We start from the raw sequence: 1085 nt of genomic DNA, 5'->3' as shown, positions 1-1085 counted from the left end.
GGGCTCTGCATGGAACCATGGTGCGTGGACTTATCGGGGATCGCCGCGACCTTCTCGTCGGTGACATCGAGTGCGGGCTCGCCAAGCGCCACGACCGACGGCGTCGAGCCGAGCTTCATCGGTTCGGGCGCGAGCCGGATGATGGAGGGCGTCGTGGTCGACGCGCCCAACACGACAATGGACGAAGCCTGGGCGCCGCCGGTAATTGCCGACAGGCCGACGCCAAGCGCTGCAAGGACACGCATCGACACCATGATAGTTTCCCCTGGCCCAACAAACCGGCACCATATTCCCACGGGATTGATGCCTGCTTGCGCGGAAACATAGCATTTTAGGGATTGATAATTCGCCAACGCCCGCACTTGCCCGCCGAACGCCGCCGTATTACGCAGCCCCGCATCCAAAGAGGTGACGACAATTGGCTGAGATAGTTGCCGCCGGCGAGGCGATGGAGCGGGCGCTGGCGCTGCTCGAGGGCGGCGACGTCGTCGCCATTCCGACCGAGACTGTCTACGGGCTGGCCGGCGACGCCACCAGCGGCATCGGCGTTGCCCGCATCTTCGAGGCCAAGGGCCGGCCGCGCTTCAACCCGCTGATCGCCCACGTCGCCGATCTCGCCATGGCCGAGCGCATCGCGCTCTTCGACCCGCTGTCGAGAAAGCTGGCCGCGGCCTTCTGGCCGGGTCCGCTGACGCTGGTGCTGCCGCAGCGCCCCGGAAATGGCATTCATCCGCTGGTCACGGCAGGGCTGGACACCATTGCGTTGCGCATGCCCAAGGGGTTCGGCGGCGAGCTGATCGCCAGGCTCGGTCATCCGCTCGCCGCGCCCAGCGCCAATTCTTCCGGCAGGATCAGCGCCACCACCGCCGGCGCCGTGGCTGCCGATTTAGGCGACAGGATCAGGCTGGTGGTCGATGGCGGGGCGACGCCGGTCGGCCTGGAATCGACCATCGTCAAGGCCGAGGGCGAGACCGTGCGGCTGCTGCGGCCGGGTGGCATCGCTGCGGCCGAGATCGAGGCCGTCGCCGGCAAACCGCTGCTGCGCGGCGTGGCTGCCGGCATCGAGGCGCCCGGCATGCTCGCCT

The 1085-nt window shown here is 67.9% G+C and carries 1 protein-coding gene and 1 pseudogene; one reads left to right on the top strand and one right to left on the bottom strand.

The features are described 5' to 3' along the window. Window positions 1-254, bottom strand: a pseudogene (locus tag EN781_RS33020) (hypothetical protein); the annotation flags it as partial. A gap of 164 nt (window positions 255-418) precedes the next feature. On the opposite strand from EN781_RS33020, the gene EN781_RS33015 reads away from it, so the two are divergent. Then, window positions 419-1085: L-threonylcarbamoyladenylate synthase (locus EN781_RS33015; RefSeq protein WP_189347980.1), on the top strand; the 667-nt coding region annotated here is incomplete at its 3' end.

This window comes from Mesorhizobium sp. M4A.F.Ca.ET.090.04.2.1 (assembly GCF_003999085.1).
Lineage (GTDB): Bacteria > Pseudomonadota > Alphaproteobacteria > Rhizobiales > Rhizobiaceae > Mesorhizobium.
The sequence above is the reverse complement of the archived record's forward strand: the minus strand, read 5'-3'. Positions and strand labels throughout refer to the sequence as shown.